This window comes from Polaromonas sp. C04 (assembly GCF_002002705.1).
Taxonomy (GTDB): Bacteria; Pseudomonadota; Gammaproteobacteria; order Burkholderiales; family Burkholderiaceae_C; genus Rhodoferax_A.
This window is the reverse complement of record NZ_MUNS01000041.1, coordinates 1-18,389: the sequence shown is the minus strand read 5'-3', so window position 1 is coordinate 18,389 and position 18,389 is coordinate 1. Positions and strand designations below refer to the sequence as shown.

General features: G+C 63.8%; 18 protein-coding genes and 2 pseudogenes. 2 read left to right on the top strand and 18 right to left on the bottom strand.

Annotation, left to right across the window (positions count from 1 at the left end):
* Positions 1-50: 50 nt before the first annotated feature.
* The 16 genes from B0E49_RS16505 to torT form a co-directional block, all read right to left on the bottom strand.
* A complete protein-coding gene (locus B0E49_RS16505; RefSeq protein ID WP_077563436.1) occupies positions 51-905 on the bottom strand; it encodes an FAD synthetase family protein in 855 nt (284 codons plus the stop codon).
* Positions 906-912: 7 nt separating this feature from the next.
* Positions 913-1,350 carry a cupin domain-containing protein gene (locus B0E49_RS16500; RefSeq protein ID WP_077563434.1) on the bottom strand — a complete coding sequence of 146 codons (438 nt, stop codon included), beginning with the start codon at positions 1,348-1,350 and terminating at the stop codon, positions 913-915.
* Positions 1,351-1,368: 18 nt separating this feature from the next.
* A complete protein-coding gene (locus tag B0E49_RS16495) occupies positions 1,369-2,121 on the bottom strand; it encodes a ribonuclease activity regulator RraA (RefSeq protein WP_077563433.1) in 753 nt (250 codons plus the stop codon).
* On the bottom strand, positions 2,118-2,981 hold the full coding sequence (locus B0E49_RS16490; protein ID WP_077563431.1) for a fumarylacetoacetate hydrolase family protein: 864 nt from the start codon (positions 2,979-2,981) through the stop codon (positions 2,118-2,120). The genes B0E49_RS16495 and B0E49_RS16490 overlap by 4 nt, the downstream gene beginning before the upstream one ends.
* Positions 2,982-3,025: 44 nt before the next feature.
* Positions 3,026-3,838, bottom strand: a complete 813-nt coding sequence (locus B0E49_RS16485) for an FAD binding domain-containing protein (RefSeq protein ID WP_286138076.1) — start codon at positions 3,836-3,838, stop codon at positions 3,026-3,028.
* Complete coding sequence (locus B0E49_RS16480) at positions 3,835-4,338, bottom strand: (2Fe-2S)-binding protein (protein WP_077563429.1); 504 nt, start codon at positions 4,336-4,338, stop codon at positions 3,835-3,837. Before B0E49_RS16480 ends, B0E49_RS16485 begins: the two co-directional genes overlap by 4 nt.
* An 11-nt stretch (positions 4,339-4,349) precedes the next feature.
* The gene (locus B0E49_RS16475; RefSeq protein ID WP_077563427.1) at positions 4,350-4,979 is read right to left on the bottom strand and encodes an SRPBCC family protein; all 630 of its coding nucleotides are present in this window, start codon (positions 4,977-4,979) and stop codon (positions 4,350-4,352) included.
* Between the two features lie 29 nt (positions 4,980-5,008).
* On the bottom strand, positions 5,009-5,317 hold the full coding sequence (locus tag B0E49_RS16470; RefSeq protein WP_077563426.1) for a YciI family protein: 309 nt from the start codon (positions 5,315-5,317) through the stop codon (positions 5,009-5,011).
* Positions 5,317-7,821, bottom strand: coding sequence for a xanthine dehydrogenase family protein molybdopterin-binding subunit (locus tag B0E49_RS16465; protein ID WP_168175080.1), 2,505 nt, complete (start codon positions 7,819-7,821; stop codon positions 5,317-5,319). Before B0E49_RS16465 ends, B0E49_RS16470 begins: the two co-directional genes overlap by 1 nt.
* 7 nt (positions 7,822-7,828) lie before the next feature.
* The gene (locus tag B0E49_RS16460) at positions 7,829-8,422 is read right to left on the bottom strand and encodes a flavin reductase family protein (protein WP_286138075.1); all 594 of its coding nucleotides are present in this window, start codon (positions 8,420-8,422) and stop codon (positions 7,829-7,831) included.
* Between the two features lie 22 nt (positions 8,423-8,444).
* Positions 8,445-8,855 (bottom strand): RidA family protein, encoded by a 411-nt coding sequence (locus B0E49_RS16455; protein WP_077563422.1) that lies wholly within the window; start codon positions 8,853-8,855, stop codon positions 8,445-8,447.
* 29 nt (positions 8,856-8,884) lie between these two features.
* Positions 8,885-9,826, bottom strand: coding sequence for a VOC family protein (locus tag B0E49_RS16450; protein ID WP_077563420.1), 942 nt, complete (start codon positions 9,824-9,826; stop codon positions 8,885-8,887).
* Positions 9,827-9,860: 34 nt separating this feature from the next.
* On the bottom strand, positions 9,861-11,402 hold the full coding sequence (locus B0E49_RS16445) for a 4-hydroxyphenylacetate 3-hydroxylase N-terminal domain-containing protein (RefSeq protein WP_077563419.1): 1,542 nt from the start codon (positions 11,400-11,402) through the stop codon (positions 9,861-9,863).
* Between the two features lie 85 nt (positions 11,403-11,487).
* Positions 11,488-12,510, bottom strand: a complete 1,023-nt coding sequence (locus B0E49_RS16440) for an ABC transporter permease (RefSeq protein ID WP_077563417.1) — start codon at positions 12,508-12,510, stop codon at positions 11,488-11,490.
* Positions 12,510-14,081 carry a sugar ABC transporter ATP-binding protein gene (locus B0E49_RS16435; RefSeq protein ID WP_144264605.1) on the bottom strand — a complete coding sequence of 524 codons (1,572 nt, stop codon included), beginning with the start codon at positions 14,079-14,081 and terminating at the stop codon, positions 12,510-12,512. The genes B0E49_RS16440 and B0E49_RS16435 overlap by 1 nt, the downstream gene beginning before the upstream one ends.
* A 22-nt stretch (positions 14,082-14,103) precedes the next feature.
* Positions 14,104-15,174, bottom strand: a complete 1,071-nt coding sequence (torT, locus tag B0E49_RS16430; protein ID WP_144264604.1) for a TMAO reductase system periplasmic protein TorT — start codon at positions 15,172-15,174, stop codon at positions 14,104-14,106.
* 186 nt (positions 15,175-15,360) lie between these two features.
* Between torT and B0E49_RS16425 the strand changes: the two genes are divergently transcribed.
* Positions 15,361-16,329, top strand: a complete 969-nt coding sequence (locus tag B0E49_RS16425) for a LysR substrate-binding domain-containing protein (protein ID WP_077563413.1) — start codon at positions 15,361-15,363, stop codon at positions 16,327-16,329.
* A 479-nt stretch (positions 16,330-16,808) separates the two neighbouring features.
* Positions 16,809-16,898: pseudogene (locus tag B0E49_RS20635) on the top strand (IS66 family transposase); the annotation flags it as partial.
* Between the two features lie 365 nt (positions 16,899-17,263).
* On the opposite strand, the gene B0E49_RS16415 reads toward B0E49_RS20635, so the two are convergent.
* Both B0E49_RS16415 and B0E49_RS16410 read right to left on the bottom strand, forming a co-directional pair.
* Positions 17,264-18,127, bottom strand: coding sequence for an HpcH/HpaI aldolase/citrate lyase family protein (locus B0E49_RS16415; protein ID WP_077563409.1), 864 nt, complete (start codon positions 18,125-18,127; stop codon positions 17,264-17,266).
* Positions 18,124-18,389: pseudogene (locus B0E49_RS16410) on the bottom strand (MmgE/PrpD family protein); the annotation flags it as partial. The pseudogene B0E49_RS16410 and the gene B0E49_RS16415, both read right to left, overlap by 4 nt.

The window sequence follows — 18,389 nt, the reverse complement described above, 5'->3', positions numbered from 1 at the left end:
ACCCTGCATATTACAGCTTGCCGTGACAAGGTGCACTGAAAATATGCAGGCTAAGCGAACCGCTCTGAAGGAGCGGCCTTGTCGAAGAAGCGCAGCGAGATCAGATCGCCACATTCGGCCGCCAGCGCATTTTCGATGCGCACCAAACGCCGGTGCGTACGAGCATCCTCGCGCATGTGCAGTACCGCTGGCGTCCAGCCAGCGCCACTACGCCGATTGCGTACGGCACCTGCGTAATGATCGGCCGGTGGCGCGCACATGTCGTCCGGTACGCGTGCGTCCAGTGCCATGATCGGCATCGCCGAGACAGCCTCCACGGCGCAGGTCAGTTCATGCGGCCGGTCGAGCAGCAGCGACGCGGCGCGCACATCCCCGCTGTGGATCAGCCTACGCGTCGCGGTCGACGAGCACGGGCCGAGTTGATCGATCACCGGGACGCTGTGCAGCGCGATCGCGTGCACCTCGAACCCCTGCCGCTCGCCCAGCGCGCGCATGCGTCGCACGTCGCCACTGCGGCCGCGCCCGCAGGCGAAGTTTTCGCCCACCACCAACGCCCGCATCCGCAGCCGACCGAGCAGCGTGTCCTGCACGAAGGACTCGACCGGCTCCTCGCTGCGCCGGCGGTCGAATGGCAGCACCAGACAGTGGTCGACGTCGCCGGTAGCAGCGAGGAGTTCGAGCCGGTCGGCCAGCGGCGACAACATTCGCGGCGCGGCGGACGAGTTCAGGACCGCGCGCGGATGCGGGTCGAAGGTCAGCACCACCGTCGGCAGGCCGAAGCGCCTACCCTGCTCGCCCAGCCGCTCTAGCACGCCGCGATGGCCGCGGTGCACACCGTCGAACATGCCGATCGACACGACGGAGCCGTGCGGCAGCGCGGGACCGGTGGCATCCAGGCGTTGCATGCGCGGCTCAGGTCTTCTTCGCCAGGAAGTCGCCGATCGTCTCGTCAGTGTGAAACATCGGCTTCTCGTAGTAGTGCGGGCCGTCGTAGATCTCGATCAGCACGCTCTTCTCGTGAGCGATGGTCGGGCCGTGCGGGTGATCCTTGGGATTCATGTAGTACGAGCCCGGCTTCAGCCGCAGGCCGACGTCGGTGTACTCGTAGTCGCCGGAGATGCAGTACATGAACTGGTTCGACGCGTGCGTGTGCTTGACCGGGATGCGGCCGCCCTGGTCGAACTCCAGCAACGCGATCGAGGCGCCGGTGTCGGGGTTCTTCCAGAGGAAGTACTGACGCAGGCCGTACTCGGGGAAATTGACCCACTTGCTGTCGTCGAACTGCTCGCGGTGCAGCAGCACCTCGAGTGTGTGCGCCAGTAAGACGTGGGGGTGTTGTTCTTTCGTCATTGTTTCTCTCCTTGCGTTTCAGTTAAGGGCGGGCCGGCCGTCCGCGACCCAACGTTGGTACTCCTGGGTGCTCTCCGGCGTGGCCGGGAACAGTCCGAAGATCGAACGCCCGCGCCGGATATGCATCGAGACGAACGCCTCGTAGTCGGCAATGCCTCCGCACTCGGCGGCGATCTCGTCGACCAGGTGGCGCGGAATCGCGACCACGCCTTCGCCGTCGCCGACGATCACGTCGTTCGGGTAGATCGCGATGCCGGCGCAGCCGATAGGCGCGTTGAACTCCACGGGGTGCAGCGCGATCGGCGTTGCCGGGCCCGAAGGCGCGCGCTGGAAGCAGGGAAGCCCGGTGGCGATGATGCCCGGAGTGTCGCGGTAGCCGCCGTCAGTGACAACGCCGGCGGCGCCGCGCACCTTCAGCCGCAGCGCCATCATGTCGCCCATGCACGAGGCCGAGAGGTCGCCGCCGGTGCTCATCACCAGCACCGCGCCGGGCGGGCATTCCTCGATCGCGCGCCGGTGCAGGCTGTCATTGCGTGCGTACAGCGCCATGCTGTCCTTGTCCTCGCGCGCAGGAATGAAGCGCAGCGTCCACGCCGGGCCGATCAGCGCCGGCTGGTCGGGTGCCACCGCGTGTAGGCCGAGCAGGAAGGCGTTGCGCAAGCCCCGCGTCAACAGCGCGTTGGCGAGCGTCGCGGCGCCGCAGCGCGCCAGGCGCGCGCGGGTCTCGTCGCTGAGCGGGACGAAGGCTTGCTGGCTGGTCTGCTGGCTCATGCCGCCGGTCCTTCCTTGACGATCGGATTGCGAAGCACGCCCACACCCTCTAGCTCGATCTCGACCACGTCACTGTGCTTCATCCAGACCTGCGGGTTGCGCCGCAGGCCGACGCCGCCCGGCGTGCCGGTGACGATCACGTCGCCGACCTCCAGCGTGGTCCAGGTCGATATGAAGCTGATGAGCTTGGGGATTGGGAACATCATCAGATCGGTCGTCGTGTCCTGCATCGTCTGCCCATTCAGGCGGCACGACAGGCGCAGCGAGCGCGCCGGATCGACCTCATCGGGCGTCACCAACCATGGACCGAAAGCGCCGGTGGCGGGGAAGTTCTTGCCCGGTGACCACTGCGGGGTCTGCAGCTGCCAGTCGCGCACCGAGCCGTCGTTGTAGCAGCTGATGCCGGCGATGTGCGACATCGCGTCGGCCTCGGAAATGCGCCGGCCGGCCTTGCCGATGACCACCGCGAGCTCGGCCTCGAAGTCGAACTGGTGCGATTCGCGCGGGCATAGCATGGACTGGCCGTGGCCGACCTGCGACTCGGGCACGCGCAGGAAGATCACCGGCGCCGGCGACTCGGTCTTGTGGCCGCCTTCGGCGCGGTGCGCGACGTAGTTCAGGCCGACGCAGACGATCTTGCCGGGGTTGGGCATCAGCGGCAGGAAGCGGATTTCGTCGAGACGGTAGTCTGCCGGCGCGCCGGCGGCCAGGCGCTCGATGCGCTCGAGGGCGCCGCCCTGCAGCGCGCTCTTCAGGTCGGGGCAGGTTGTGCCCAGGCGCACGCCCATGTCGATCACGCGGTCGCCGTCGACGACACCGAAGCTCGCACGCGTGGGGGAGACGAAGGAAAGGAGTTTCATGGTATCGGACTCGATGTGGGGGAAGAGAAAAAAACGCGTCCGGCTCAGTGCGACAGGGCCATCGACAGCGCACGCCGCGCGGCCACCTCCACCAGCTGGGCGCGGTACTCGGCGCTGGTGTGCATGTCGGCATTCAGGCCCTGCGCCGGCTGCTGGAAGTCGTCCAGGCTCGCGGGGTCGAAGTGCGCCGCCAGCCGCTGCTCGAGCTCGCCATGGCGGAACACGCAGGGCGACGCGCCGTTGACGGCAACACGCACGCCGTCGCCCAGCCGGGTGATCCACACGCCGGTGTTGACCAGGCCCGACGCCGGGTGCGGTATCTTGCAGTAGCCGCTGCGGCGGTGGCGCGGGAACTCGATCTGCAGCAGCAATTCGCCCGCCGCCAACGCCGTGTCGAACAGACCGGTGAAGAACTCGTCGGCCGCAATGCGACGGCGGTCGGTAACGATTGTCGCCCCCAGCCCGAGCACGGCTGCGGGATAGTCGGCGCCCGGGTCGTTGTGCGCGAGCGAGCCGCCGATCGTGCCCATGTGACGCACCTGCGGGTGCGCGATGCCACGCGCCATGTGCGCGAGCGCCGGCAGCGCCTCGGCGATGCGCGCATTCGCCGCGACCTCGGCGTGGCGGGTAAAGGCGCCCAGGCGCACATGGCTGTCGTCGATCTCGATGCCGCGCATCGCGTCCAGCGCTTGCACGTCGACCAGCAAGCTCGGCCGCGCCAGCCGCTGCTTGAGGATCGGGATCAGCGACTGGCCACCGGCCAACACCTTGGCTTCCGGCTCGTCGGCCAGCAGCTTCGCCGCCTCGGCCACCGAGCGCGGCCGGACGTAGCCGAAGTCAATCATCGCGTTGCTCATCGCCGCCCCTCCACCGCTACCGCAGCGTCGCCAGCAGCGCTGCCGGCGTAGTCCATGATCGCGTCGACGATGTTCTGGTAGCCGGTGCAGCGGCACAGGTTGCCTTCCAGATCGTGGCGCACCGCGGCCTCGTCGCCGCCACGGCCTCGTCGCACGATGTCGATGCCCTGCATCACCATGCCCGGCGTGCAAAAGCCGCACTGCAGCGCGTGGTGGCGACGGAAAGCGTCTTGCAGCGGATGCAGCCGCTCGACGCTGCCGATGCCTTCGATCGTCGTGATCTCGGCGCCCTGCGCCTGCGCTGCCAGCACCGTGCACGACTTGATGGCGCGTCCGTCGAGATGGACGGTGCAGCAGCCGCATTGCGTGGTGTCGCAGCCGACGTGGCTACCGGTCAGACCGCAGTGGTCGCGCAGGTAGTGCACGAGCAGCGTTCGTGCCTCGACCTCGTGCGACTGCACCTGGCCGTTGACGGCGAGGGTGATGTTCAGCGTAGGCATGAAGTCGCGCCTCAGTTGACGGCCAGCCAGCCGATCAGCGCGGCCAGCGCGGCCAGCGTGAAGGCCCAGGCCCAGGCGGGCATCTGGATCGTGACCATGCCTGGCGCGGCCTGCACCGCGACCGGCACGCCGACGGCGGCCGGGCGCGCGACGACTTGCGCCTCGGCCCCAGCGGCCTCGGGCGCTCCGGCAGGCGCTGTAATCACCTGCGTCAGGCGATCGAAGAACTGCGCCGACATCTTGGCCGCGGCGGCATCGACCAGCCGCGACCCGATCTGCGCCAGCCGGCCGCCGATCTGCGCCTGCGCGCGGTAGTTCAGGCGGGTGTTATCGCGCCCCTCGCCCTCTTCCAGCAACTCGACCTCGGCGCTGCCCTTGGCGAAGCCGGCAATGCCGCCATCGCCCTCGAAGCTGAGCGTGTAGCGGTTGGGCGGTTGCACGTCCTGCTGCTGCATACGGCCCTTGAAACGCGCCTTCACCGGCCCCACCGCGGCTAGCACGCCGACAGTGTATAGGCCGTTGCCTTCGTCAGTGACGAACTCGCAGCCGGGGATGGCGGCACGCAGGGTCTCGGGGTCTAGCAGCGCAGACCACACGCGGTCGCGCGGGATCGGTAGCAGTTGGTGTCCGGTGAGTTCCATTGTCGAATCTCTCTTTTCGGCGCCACGCTTTACAGCGGCGGCAAGTCGTCGGGCCGCTTGGTTTGCCAGCGGAAGGGGTAGATGTCGATGCGCGATGACAAGCCGGCGACCTCGAACGGATCCTCGGCGACCATCCGGCGCACCGCATCCTCGTTTTCAGCCTCGATCACCATCAGGCCGCCGCAGGCCTGGCCCGCGGCGTCCAGCACCGGGCCGCCGAGGCGGACACTCGCGGCGAAGTGGTCCATGTAGGCGCGGTGCGCCGGGCGCGTCAAGGCGCGGATTGTTTCGGCCTGGCCGTCGCTGCGGTCCAGCCGGTAGACCATATAGAGGTTCATCAGGCGTCTTCGTTGTCGGTTGGTTTCGGAAGCGCATCGCCGTCGCTTTGTTGTCCGTCCGGGTGCGGATGCGTATGGAACCGTGTGCCCGGCGGCTTGCCGGCGTGGCGCTCGCGCGCGTCGCGGATCGCGTTCCACACCGTTTGCGCCGTGGCGGGCAAGCTCATGTCGACGACGCCGAGCGGACGCAGCGCATCGACGATCGCGCCGATGATGGCGGGCGGCAGACCGATGGTACCGGCTTCGGCGCCGCCCTTCACGCCCAGCGGGTTCGTCTTGGTCGGCACCGGATGGAATCCGAGCTTGAAGCGCGGGAAGTCCTGCGCCTGCGGCATTGCATAGTCGGTGAACGAGCCCGTTAGCAACTGGCCGTCGTCGCCGTACACGATGCGCTCCTTCAGCGCCTGCCCCGCGGCCTGCGCGATGCCGCCGTGCATCTGGCCCTCGAGGATTAGCGGATTGATCACCGTGCCGACGTCGTCGATGCCGGTCACGGCGGCGAGCGTGACCTGGCCGGTTTCGGGCTCGACCTCTACCTCGGCGATGTAGCAGCCGTTCGGGTAGTTCTGCGGCTCGGCACTGAAGTAGCCGCGACCTTCGAGGCCGGACCACAGCTCGGGCGGCAGCGGCTTCGGCGCCCCCCAGGCGAAGGTGGCCTTGGCGACGCGGTCGAGCGTGACCTCGCGCACCGATGAATCCTTCGTGCGGTAGATGCCACGGTCGAAGTCCAGCGCGTCGGGCACCGTGTCGAGCAGGATCGCCGCGACGCGCCGTCCGCGCTCGATGACCTGGTCGCAGGCCATCTTCAGTGCGGAGCCGCCGACCGTCATGCTGCGCGATCCGAAGGTGCCGCGGCCGGTGGCGATGATGTCGGTGTCGCCCTGCACGAAGCGGACCTTCGCGAGCGGCACGCCCAGCCACTGGTGCACCATCTGCGCGTAGGCAGTGTGGTGGCCCTGGCCGTAACTGAAGGTGCCGGCCAGGATGGCAAGGCCTCCAGTGGCGTCGAAACGCAACTCCATGCGCTCGCTGATGGTGGCGCAGACCTCGATGTAGCACGACAGGCCGCGCCCGCGCAGCAGGCCGCGCGCGGCGCTGACGGCCTTGCGCGATTCGAAGCCATCCCAGTCGGCGAGTTTCAGCGCGTCGTCCATGACCGCTTCGAATTCACCGCAGTCGTAGCGCTCGCCAATCGCGGTGCGATAGGGCATCTGTTGCGGCGCAATAAAGTTGCGGCGGCGGATATCGACCGGGTCGATGCCCAGTTCGGCCGCAGCCAGTTCCATCATGCGTTCGACGACGAGCGCGGCCTCGGGCCGGCCGGCGCCGCGATAGGTGGTGAAGGTGCGCGAATGCGTGAAGATGCCGTTGATCGTGACGTGCATCGCCGGAAAGGCGTAGACACCCGAAAGCATGCGCGCGCCGACCAGCGGCGGGTGCGCCGTCGACGGCCCGAGCTGGCAGCCCAGGTTGTGATTCAGTTCGACGCGCATGCCGAGCACGGTACCGTCCTTTGTCAGCGCAAGCTCGGCATCGGCCACTTGGTCGCGGCCGTTGAAGTCGGAGAGGAAGGCCTCGCTGCGGTCGCAAACCCATTTGACCGGGCGCCCGACGCGTTGCGCGGCCCACAGCACCAGTATCTCCTCGGGGTACAGGCCGCCCTTGGTGCCGAAACCGCCGCCGACGTCGCCCGCAACGACATGCAGGCGGTGCGCCGGCACGCGGAAGATGTGCTCGGCCAGCAGCAGGCGGATGCGGTGCGGGTTGGAGGTGGATGTGACAAGTGTCCAGCGCTGCTCACCTTCGTGGTAGTCGCCGATGTAGGTGCGCGGCTCGAGCGGGTTGCCGGCCACGCGCTGGCTGCGCACGCGGGCACGCACCACACGATCGGCCAGCGCGAAGGCGCGCTCGGTCGCCGCGGGGTCGCCGAGTTCGTGCACGAAGCAGCGGTTGCCTTCGGCACCAGGCCAGACCAGTGGCGCGTTGTGGGCGATCGCGGCTTCGACGGTCGGCGCCGCCGGTAGCGACTCGTATTCGACGACAATGCGCTCGGCGGCATCGATCGCCGTGGCCAGCGTATCGGCAACGATGAAGGCGACGCCGGTGCCGACCGCGAGTACGCGCTCGGCTTCCAGCGGCGGAAACGGCGTCGCGTGGTAGGTCTTACCGGTGATCGTGGGCGGGATGCTGACGCACGGGATGTTGCCTAGGCCGTCGGCGCGGTAGTCGTCGCCGGTTAGCACTGCATACAGGCCGGGCACCTCCAACGCCGCGCTCACGTCGATGCGCTTGATGTTCGCGTGCGCCACCGGCGAGCGCAGCACGTAGCCCCAGGCTTGGCCGGGGCGGTTGACGTCGTCGGCAAAGCGGCCGCGGCCGGTGAGCAGCCGCGGATCCTCGAGCCGCGCCAGCGGCGCGCCGATGCCGTGCGCCAGCGTGGCGACATGCGTGCCGGTGCGCTGGCTTGGCGGTGCCTCGACGGCGGCGTTGACGACGGGCTTCATTGCGGTCTCACCAGCCCTCATGACCATCGTGCCAGAAGCCGGTCGGGACGTTTTCGGCGCTCCGGTCGGCTGCAGCCAACTGGTTGTACTTGCCGCCGTGGAACAGCAGCGGCCTGGGCTTGTCGGGGTGGGCACGCAGCGCCTGCACGTGGCCAACGAACAGCGTATGGTCGCCGCAGTCGTAGTCGTGCACCAGCGCGGTGGCGAGCTGCAGCGACGCGCCCGCTACCACCGGCAGATCGTGCAGCCGCTCGAATATCGGCGGGTTGTCGGTCTGCGGTTTTCCGGCGAAGTGATTGCTGCAGTTGAGCTGGGTGTGGCACAGGATGCTGATCGCAAAACCCTGCGCTTGACGGATGCGCGCGTGCATGCGCGCCGTGTGCGCCACCGACACCAGCACCAGCGGCGGTTCAAGCGAGCCGGACATGAACGCGTTGGCCGTCATCGCGTGCGCCTGACCCTCGAACTCGGTGGAGATAACCACCACACCGGTGGTGAACTCGCCCATCGCGTCACGAAAATCGCGTGCGGTGAATGTCGGCAACGGGTCGACACCGGCCGGCTGTACACCGACGAGGCCTGCATGATCGATCGGGGGCACGGTCCGGCTCCTGGTGTGGTGGTCAGACCGCGCCGCTGCCGGCCACCGCTTGGCAGGTGATCTCGAGCTTGATCTCGGGATTGGCGAGACTAGCGACCTGGACCAGCGTCGAGCAGGGGAAGTCACCGCTGAAGAATTCGTGGCGTGCGCGCCAGATCTCCTTGTTATCGGCCATGTTAGTGACGTAAATGGTCATGGTCACGATGTCCGACATGCGCGCGTCGGCCGCCTCCAAACAGTCCTTGACTTTCTGAAAGATCACCTTGGTCTGTTCATAGGCGCTACCGACGCCTCGGATGGTTTTTAGGTCGTTGGCGCGGGCGGTGAAGCCCGACAGCCAGATCAGGTCACCGACGCGGGTGACGTTGGACCAGTGACCCGGCGGGTACTCGGCGACGTTGGGGGAAACGGGGTGTTGCTGCTTCAGTGCCATGACGGCCTCCTAGTGGTGGTTGAGAGTGATTAGTCGAAAAATTCGCGCGGCGGGTCCATGCCCCACTGCGTGGTGTCGTCGGCGGCGACGGCATAGCGCACCGGCTGGTACTGGTTGTTGGCAACGTCGCCGTCGGTGTAGTGCTCTATGCGGTTGTCGAAGGGGTCGCGCCAATAGTCGAAGATCTGGCTGCCGACCAAGTGGCGGCCGACGCCGCACTCAAGCTTGTGGCCCTGCGCCAGCAGGTGATCGTGGGCGCCGAACAGTTCGTCGATGTCCTGCATTTCGAAGCTGCAGTGGTGCACGCCTGTATCGTTCGGGTTGACCGACTGCGTGATCAGCATCGAGTGATGGTCGACCGCGGTGGCGCCGCAGTCGAAGCGCAGGAAGGTGCCGATCACGCGCTCCTCGTTGCCCGGCACGCACAGGTAGTCGGAGTCGACAAGGCCGAAGCGGTCGCGGAACCACGCGCGCGTCAGGTCATGATCGGTCACCCGCAGTCCGAAGTGTCCCAGCCGCATCACCAGCCCGGGCACGCGCTTGGGCCGCAGCGAGTAGTTCAGGCGGTTTTTCACGGTGCCCCAGTTGTACGGGTTCGGCTCACGCATCACAATCGACTGGGCTGGCTGGCGACCCCAGACCGCGTCGATCGGCACGCCGTTGGGTGTGCTCATGCGCACGCGCCAGCCGCCGCCGGGGCCAGGATTCGGCTCGACCGCCGACGAACCCGGCAGTCTGGCGACGGCATCGAGTTCGGCGCGGCTCGCCATGTCGAGCGCCGCGCCGACGAAGCCATTGCGGCTGGAGCGACGGGTGGCGTGGAGGTAAGGCACGGTGCCGGCACCGCGCATGTACAACGTGTCGGCGGTCTTTTCCGCGGTGACGAGCCCGAAGTCGCGCAGGAATGCTTCCATGCGGTCGAGGTCGGTCGCCTCGTAGACGACGTAGGAGATTTCAATGGCGTTGGGCATTGTGGTCAGCTCTTCGGGCAGGGGATGTTGGGCTTCAGCGCGTGCGCAGCACCGAGACGTCGTCGTTGTTGATCAGGTCGGGCACTGTCCAGCCGTTGATGTCGTAGTCGCTCATGCAACGATCAGCGAAGGCTTTCATGTTTGCCAGGTCGCCGCTGTTCTGCGCGTCGTACAAGTTGGCCAGACGAGTGACGTCGTTGGAGCCAAGGTAGTTGATCTCGTAAAGCTCGTGGCGTGCGCCGAACTCGGTGCCGATGGCGTCCCACAGCAGCTTCATCGTTTTGACGCGCGCCTCGGCGTCCACGCCGCCGCTGCCACGGACATACTTGTCCAGATAGGCACGCAACTCGGGCACCTTGAAGTCATCCGCATGCGAGTTGAGGTAGATCAGGCCGCTGGCGACGATGGTTTCAATGATGTTCTTGATCGACGGATAGGCGATCTGCGAAACCACGCGATAGGCGCTCGCAAAACGCGCGTCAGGTTGGACCATGTTGTGCCAGGGCACGCTGCTCTTAGCCATCGCGTCCGACAGACCCCACATCGTGTTGCGCCATGCGATGACTTCACCCAGCTTCGACTGCACGCCATGGAATGCGCTGGTGCCCGTCAGGTCCAGCGCCTTGGACAGGACACCGCAGATGAAATCGAGCTTGACGGCCAGGCGCGTGCAACCGTGCATCGCCGCACGGTTGTTGAAGCCGGAGTCGGGCGCAAAGCGGTTCGCCAGATCCACGTTGTTGTGGACGAACACGTCTTCCCAGGGGATGAACACGTTGTCCAGCACCAGGATGGCATCGTTTTCGTCGAGGCGCGACGACAGCGGATAGTCGAAGGGGCTGCCGAGCACGGCGGCGCGATACTCGTTCGAGATGCGCGAGATCATCTTCACGCCTGGTGCGCCCGTGGGCACCATGAAGATCGGCGAGTACGCGGGATCCTTGATCGGCAGTTGGCCGGCGTGCGCCACGAAGGTGTAGTGCGTGAGTGCCGAGCCTGTGGCTACAACCTTGGCCCCGCTGACGTAAATGCCTGCGTCTGTTTCCTTGACGACACGCACGTAGACGTCGGACGTGTCTGCGGTCGGCTTGTTGCGGTCGACCGGGGCGTTCATGATCGCGTGGTTGATGTACCAGGTACGCTCCTGCGCCTTGCGGTACCAGCGAAGGGCGTTTTCTTCATAGCCCTTGTAGTAGCCGGAATTGGCGCCGAGGGTGCCGAGGAAAGACCCCTTGTAATCGGGCGATCGGCCCATCCATCCATAGCCGACACGCTGGAGCTCAGCGATAGCGTCACGCGATGCGACCTGTTGTTCCACCGTGTGCGGCGCCTGGAAGAAACGGTGTGTGAAGCCGCCCCATTCGGTTGGAGCCGTAAGGATCTCGCGCCGGGCGGGATCGTGCATCGCGTCATACATGCGCGCGATCATGCGGGCCGAGTTCCGGAACGCGGGATGTTCGGTGATGTTCTTGACCTTCTTCCCGTAGATCCAGACCTCACGGCCGTCGTTCAAACTTTCAAGGTACTCCTTCCCAGTAAACGGAATCAAGGCCGTTTGCGTCGTTGGTGTATTCATCACTTATCTCCTAACAAGTTGGACAACTATTAAAATTTCGCTACTCGGTATTGCTGCTGCCAAGCGAGAACCATTGCGCCGGATATCAATGACGCGCGACCGCCATCGCGAAAATCAAGATGGAACCAATGGTGATCGATTGCGCATACGCACCAACCTGCATCAGGTTCAGCCCGTTTTCCACCAGCATGATGAGCAAGGTTCCCACCACTACTGCGGCGGTTCGGCCCCGCCCACCGAACAGGCTAACGCCTGCAATCACACACGCTGCGATTGATTCCAGCGGCAGACTGCTACCAATGGTTGACTCGCCAGTACCCAAACGTGCGGTCATTAACAGGCCCGACAGGACTGCCATCAAACTGGCCAGCACAAAGCTCGCCAGGATCACGCGGCCAGTCCGCACGCCCGATAATTGCGCGGCGCGCGTGTTGCCGCCGGCAGCATATAGGTGGCGACCAAAGCGCGTCCACTCCAGAAGAACATAGGTTGCCACGACCAGGAGCAACGCAACCAGCACCGGTACCGGAACCCCAGCCCACTGGCCGACGCCAAAGATGTCGCCGAGCTTGGGGGGGAGACCATACAGCGGCGCGCCACCGCTGATCAGCAAAGTAACACCGGCGAGCACCAAAGACATGCCCAAGGTCATCATAAAAGAGGGAATACCCAACCAGGCGGTGCCCAGCCCGTTGAGAACGCCAACGATCGTGGCTACTATCAGCCCCCCGCCCAGCCCCGCAGCGATTGCCAGGCCTTGGGATTCAGGTAAGGCAGCGTACACGGATGCCATGAGCGTGGCACTGACCACTGAAGTCAACGACACCACCGAGCCGACGGACAGATCCATCTGGCCGCAAATTAACACGATCATCTGGCCAAGCGCGACGATCAGCAGAAAGACTGATTGACGCGCGACATTGGTCATGTTGTCCGAGCTCAGAAATCCCGGCGCCCAAATTGAAAAGACGACGATGACCAGCGCAAACATAAGTGGCAACGCTATCGCCTGACGCCTTTTCTGAAGCCAAGGACCCAGGGCAAATGACGCTTCGGCGGCTACGCCGACGATAGGTGAAGAGCTCGTACTCATGATAATACTGTCCATCAAAAGAATTGCTCGAGAATGCGATGCTCGTCGTACTCGTCACGCTGGAATTCGCTGGCAATCTGCCCGTTGTTCATCACGACCATGCGATGGGTCATACCTAAGAGCTCTGGGAGGTCGGAAGACACCAGCAGGACGGCCGCGCCCGCTGCGCTCAATTCCACCAAGCATTTGTAGATTGATTCCCGCGCTCCGACGTCCACGCCCACGGTGGGCTCGTCGAGCACGTACACGCCGATCGGCTGCGATAACGCCTTGGCGAGCAACACTTTCTGCTGGTTACCCCCTGAAAACTCGGCTACTGATTCGCTCAGGCGACTGATCGGAAAACCCACACGTTGCGCACTGTTTCGTAGCAGTCGCCCCTCGCGGCGCAGGGCAAGCCACCATCCGCGTGCTGCGCCCCAGCGCAAACCAGACAGCGACATATTGAATCCGGCTGTCAGGTCCAGCGCCAAACCGTCGACCTTGCGGTCTGCCGGGCTGTACCACAAGCCATTCTGAATGGCGTCTGCCGGATGCCTGAGATGAACCGACTTGCCATCGATCCGTATGCTGCCGGACGTCAAACGGTGCAGCCCAAAGCAAGCCTGCGCCATTTCACTTTTGCCACATCCAACGAGACCTGCTACCCCCACAATTTCGCCTGCACGGACTTTTAGATTCACCGACCTAGGTGTTTCCGAGTCTTCTTGACGAGCAAACGTTACACATTCCAGTTCGAGCCGCACATCGCCGATCTTGTCGTAAAGCTTGGGATAGATATTTTCCAGTTTGCGCCCCGTCATGAGTTCGATAAGCCGGCGTTCGGGCGTTTGAGCAGGTACGGTGGCAACCAGCTTGCCATCGCGCAGCACCGATACTTGATCACCAAGCACTGGAATCTCGTACATCCGGTGCGTGATATAGATAACGGCCGTTCCGTGCGCCTTCAATTGGCGCACAAGCCCGAACAAGGCTTGAGCGTCATGTTCCGACAACGATGCGGTCGGCTCATCCAATATGAGCACCCGCGGCATGTCGCGCAAGGCTTTGCAGATTTCAACCATCTGCTGCTTGCCGCGGGGCAGTGTCGATACGCGCGCATGGATGTCAAGATGGAAACCTAGTTCCGACACCAGCCTGGCCGCCTCGTCAAAAGCCTTGTTCTTGTCAAGTATGCCCATGCCGCGGACAGGCTCTTCGCCCAGAAGAATGTTCTCCGCCACCGTCAAAAATGGCACCAGCGAAAACTCTTGGAAGACCGCGCGAACGCCGTGTTTGCGCGCTGCGGCGACCGACTCAAAAGCACCACGATGACCATCGATTTCAAACTCTCCGCCGCTCGGGGCATTTGCGCCCGCCAGCATGGATATCAAAGTCGACTTTCCGGCGCCGTTCTCGCCAAACAGCACATGTACGTTGCCAGCCAGAAAATCTAGATCAACTGGAGACAGCGCCCAATTCTGCCCATAGCGTTTACTCAACCCACGCACGCGCAAAACGGCGGCGCTGGACGCCGGCGCAGTTACCGGTTCAAAACTTGCTTCGGACAGCATTGCCAACACGCTACTTTGGAAATCGAATTTCAAGTGGGCTCGTGGGTCAGGTCACTCACTTGTTGAGCGAAAAAACGGGCCTAAAGTTAGCCGGCGCCAAAACCGTGTTGGCGTCGAGCGTGCCGATGGTGCTCGTCGTGTACGTTTTGCCGAGCAGACCCACATCGCGATACTCGATCTTGTTCTCCAATGCACGCACGGCGGAGTCCAGCATGACACGACCCAAGAGCACTACAGGTGTTGCACCAGCCGCTTCTATTCGCTTACTCCTGAGGTTCTGTAGGGTGCCTGGCGTCATATAAACCGACACCAGCTTCACCTTGTCTTGCAGATTTCGCGCCTGCAGGATCGGCACAGCCGCCTCCGTCATCACAGCAGTGCCCACGAGGTAATCGAGGTCCTTATGGGTTTGAAGCAAGTCCTCCACAAGACGCGCTTGGACTTCTTTACCCACATCCCCGTTTTTGGTCTCGACCACATCCACTGCACTACCCTTGATCGCGTCATGAAATCCCGCGTCAAAAGCCTGAACGAAGCCAGCACCTGCGGGGCCCGGCAGCCATGCCACCTTGACGGGTTTAGTGCCACTGGGATACTTCTTCGCCAAATATTCGCCAGCTCGATATGCCTCGGCCCGCGGAATCGTCAGCACGTGTGCAGCCACATCCTTGGACGAAACACCATTGATAGCGTCAATAACCGGAATGTTTTTCTTCTTTAGCTCTGCCAGAAGATCGTTTAAACCATCGTAAGCAATGGCCGTCACCACAACGGCCTGAGCGCCACCCGCCACGCAATCTTCAATTTGCGACACCTGCTTGGCCAACCCTGTATAGCCACCGGCATCCAAAACCTGAACCCTGACACCAAGCTGTTTTGCCTGCTCAATGATTCCGTAGTCTGCCGCCACAAAGAAGGGGTCCTTCATGTGCGGAAAGGAAACACAAATAGACCATTTCTTGGATGCCCTTGTGAGCGGAACGTAATCCACTAAACGTGTTATTCCGTCGGACGCGACGGATTGAACTTGCAATGGAAACCATTCCGCCGCCTGCGCTGCCATTGCGCCCGCAACGACCAGCAAGAAACCTATTCCAACGCTACGAGCCGCAGAAACCGTCTTCATGTGATGTGTCATGTCGTTGCCAGAAAATTGATTTGAGACTGGAGTTTCGCTGCACACGAACATAAAATCTATTGACATTTAACCCCTACGCCCATTACCTTTAGGTTATGTCACAACTGATAGATAAAGCAGCATGCATGCATCGGGAAGAATTGGTCATATCCCCGCTTTGCATTAGGTCAAGCCATGGCGCATCTTGATTGGTATATTCGCGCTAACCTGAAGCTTCGTCATCTTCAATTAGTAGTAACCCTTGATGAGTTGCGCAACGTTGGCCGTGTCGCCGCATATCTCAACGTCAGCCAACCGGCGGTTTCCAAGACGCTGAGCGCGCTGGAGCGCGAACTGAATATGTCACTGTTTCAACGCACGGCGCGCGGTATGGAGCCTACCGAACATGGGGAATGCCTCATTCGGCATGCGCGTCAAATCCTTGGCAATTTGTCAAGCGCGCGCGACGAGTTACGTGACATCAGTGAGGGCCGCGTGACCCGCGTCGCGATGGGGGCACTGCCGTCCGCTACGGTACTCTTGATCCCCCGATTCATCGTTCGCTTGGAAGCGGAGTCGACCGACGTCGCCGTTACTGTGCGCGAAGGTGCCATGGGCTCGCTGCTGCCGAGCTTACGGGCAGGCGATTTGGATCTGACGGTTGGTATTTTGTCGGAGTCGCTTGGCGTGGAGTTCGAATCCGAGGTTCTGTATGAAGACCGTATCGTCGCCGTTGCACGCCACGCGCACCCGCTGACGTACGAGCGAAAATTGAACTGGAATATGCTGGCCGGCTATCCGATGGTTCTTCCGCCAGAACACAGCTTGACACGTGGGCCGATCGATTCTTATCTTGCGCAACATGGGGTAAGCACGGCGCGCCGGCATGTGGAGTCCGTGTCCACCGCGACTAACATCGGTGTGCTGCAGTTTAGCGATTCCGTCGGCTTTACAGCTGGCGAGATTGCACGCCATTTTGTGTCGCTCGGCGTACTGTCTGTGCTGCCGCTGAACGTCTCGAATCTCACGATGCGCGTTGGCCTCACTTGGATGACAAACCGTCGCATGACGGTCGCTTACCAGCTTGTCAGCCGCTTGTTTCGTGAAACGCGTGACGAGATGCTGCCGGAGATGGAGGCCTTTGCGCGGTCGCTCGCGCGGTAACATTCCGGACAATGAATGCGGCATTGACTCTCACTGCACATACTGCTGAACTGCATATTCCTTGACTCAATCTTCGCGCCCGACAGCTCGCGGGCTCTCGAATATTTGGCTAATTCTGCTTGCATCGAGGGTCCGAAGTCAGTGGCTGTTGTGCCGTGTAGATCAAGGCGTAGAGCCTTGAGTCTCTCACGCATCGCGGGCACCTTCATGGCCGTGACAAAGACAACGTTCAGGGTGTCCACGTTGCTGTTCAGAGTGCCTGTTCACACCAACAGACGTCCCAAGACTGCGACCTGAAATCGTCCAAACCACCGTCAATGAACGTCAGTCCCTAAGGTAACGAAGCGACGCGCTTGTTGCTGGCAACGGCAATCGCCTTCAATTTTCTGACTTTTACGTAGGGGGATATCTTGCGGCGGGTCCGTCATCTGCACCGCTCACGGGCGGCTCGGCCGTGACGAAATGCTGGAATACAGCTGGCGCTCACGCGCTCCATCTATGACGGGCGTCTGCCGGTGGACAACAACTGGATCGAGAACCAGATTCGGCCGATTGCGATTGGCCGCAAGACAGCCAACGCGGTGCTGAACGTCGCGTTTGGCGAGCCCACGATGGCGGTGGACACGCACATCTTTCGCGTCGGCAACCGCACCGGCCTGGCGCCGGGCAAGACGCCTTCCGAGGCGGAGATGCAGTTAATGACGCACGTGCCGCCCGCGTACCTGGCGGATGCGCACCACTGGCTGATCTTGCTCGGCCGCTTTGTGTGCCAGGCGCGCAAGCCGCAATGCCTGCGCTGCGGCGTGGCACAGTTTTGCGACTTCAAGGAGAAGACGCCGGCGCCTTGAGTTTGCTACTGAATCAATAGCTTAATGCCGAGATCTGCAAATGGCTGCAGCCCGTTTTTACTCTCAAGAAACCAGTCAACGCAGATTCAAGGGCTGTCCGACGCGCCGTCCACGATGCGCTGCGCCAGTCGCACCACAGGCAGGTCGACCATGCGGCCATCCAGGCTGAACACGCCGCCGCCGGTTTGCTCGTATGCCGCCAGTACGCGCCGGGCCCAGTCGAGTTCGGCGGACGTGGGCGCCAGCGCGGCGTTGACCACCGCCACCTGGTTGGGGTGAATGCAAAGCTTGGCGCCGAAGCCGCCGCGGCGGCTGCGCGCCACATCGGCGCGCAGTTGCGCGAGGTCGCCCGTGGCGGGCGTGACGCCATCGACGGGCGCGGCCAGGCCAGCGCGGCGCGTAGCCAGCACCAGCGCCAGGCGCACCGGCACCAGCTCAGCCTCGTCGGCATCGCAGGCCAGGCCCAGATCGGCCTGGAAGTCCAGATTGCCGAAGACCAGGCGCAGCACCTGCGCGGTGCCGGCCAGCGCATCAAGTGCAGCCAGCCCGGCGGCGGATTCCACCAGAGGCAGCAACGCACATGCGGCGCCCACGGCGCCGGCCACCTGCTGCAGCGCGCCGGCCGATTCGGCCTTGGGCAGCATCACGGCGGCCAGCCCCTGCGGCACAAGCTGTCGCGCCAGGGCCAGATCATCATCGTGCCAGGGCGAACCACTGGCGTTGATGCGCAGCAGCATCCGGGCGCGGCCTGCCGCAGCCAGGCTGGCAAAGGCCGTTGCGAGCTGGCCGCGGGCCGGCCCCTTGTCTTGCGGCGACACGGCATCTTCGAGATCGATGATCACCGCGCCCGCCCCCGAGGCCAGCGCCTTGGCATAGCGGTCGGGCCGGTTGGCGGGAACGAACAGGAAGGATCGTGCCAGCGCGATGGCCGATGCCGCCGGCGCGCTCATGCGTGGCGCCCGAGCAGCGACCCCACGCTGGGGGCTTGGACGATATGCCACAGCGCATCGACTGACGCCTGCATTTCGGACAGGGTCGCTGCGCCGCTGTAGGCGGCCAGGCGCAGCGCCTTGGCCGTGATCTCCTCGCGGCTCAGGGTGTTGCCGGGGTCGCCCTTGGGCTCGTCGACGCGGCCTTGCAGCACGCGGCCATCCGTGGTGGTGACCGTGACCTTGCCGATCCAGCGCTGCGGGTAGGCGCCGTCCACCTCGG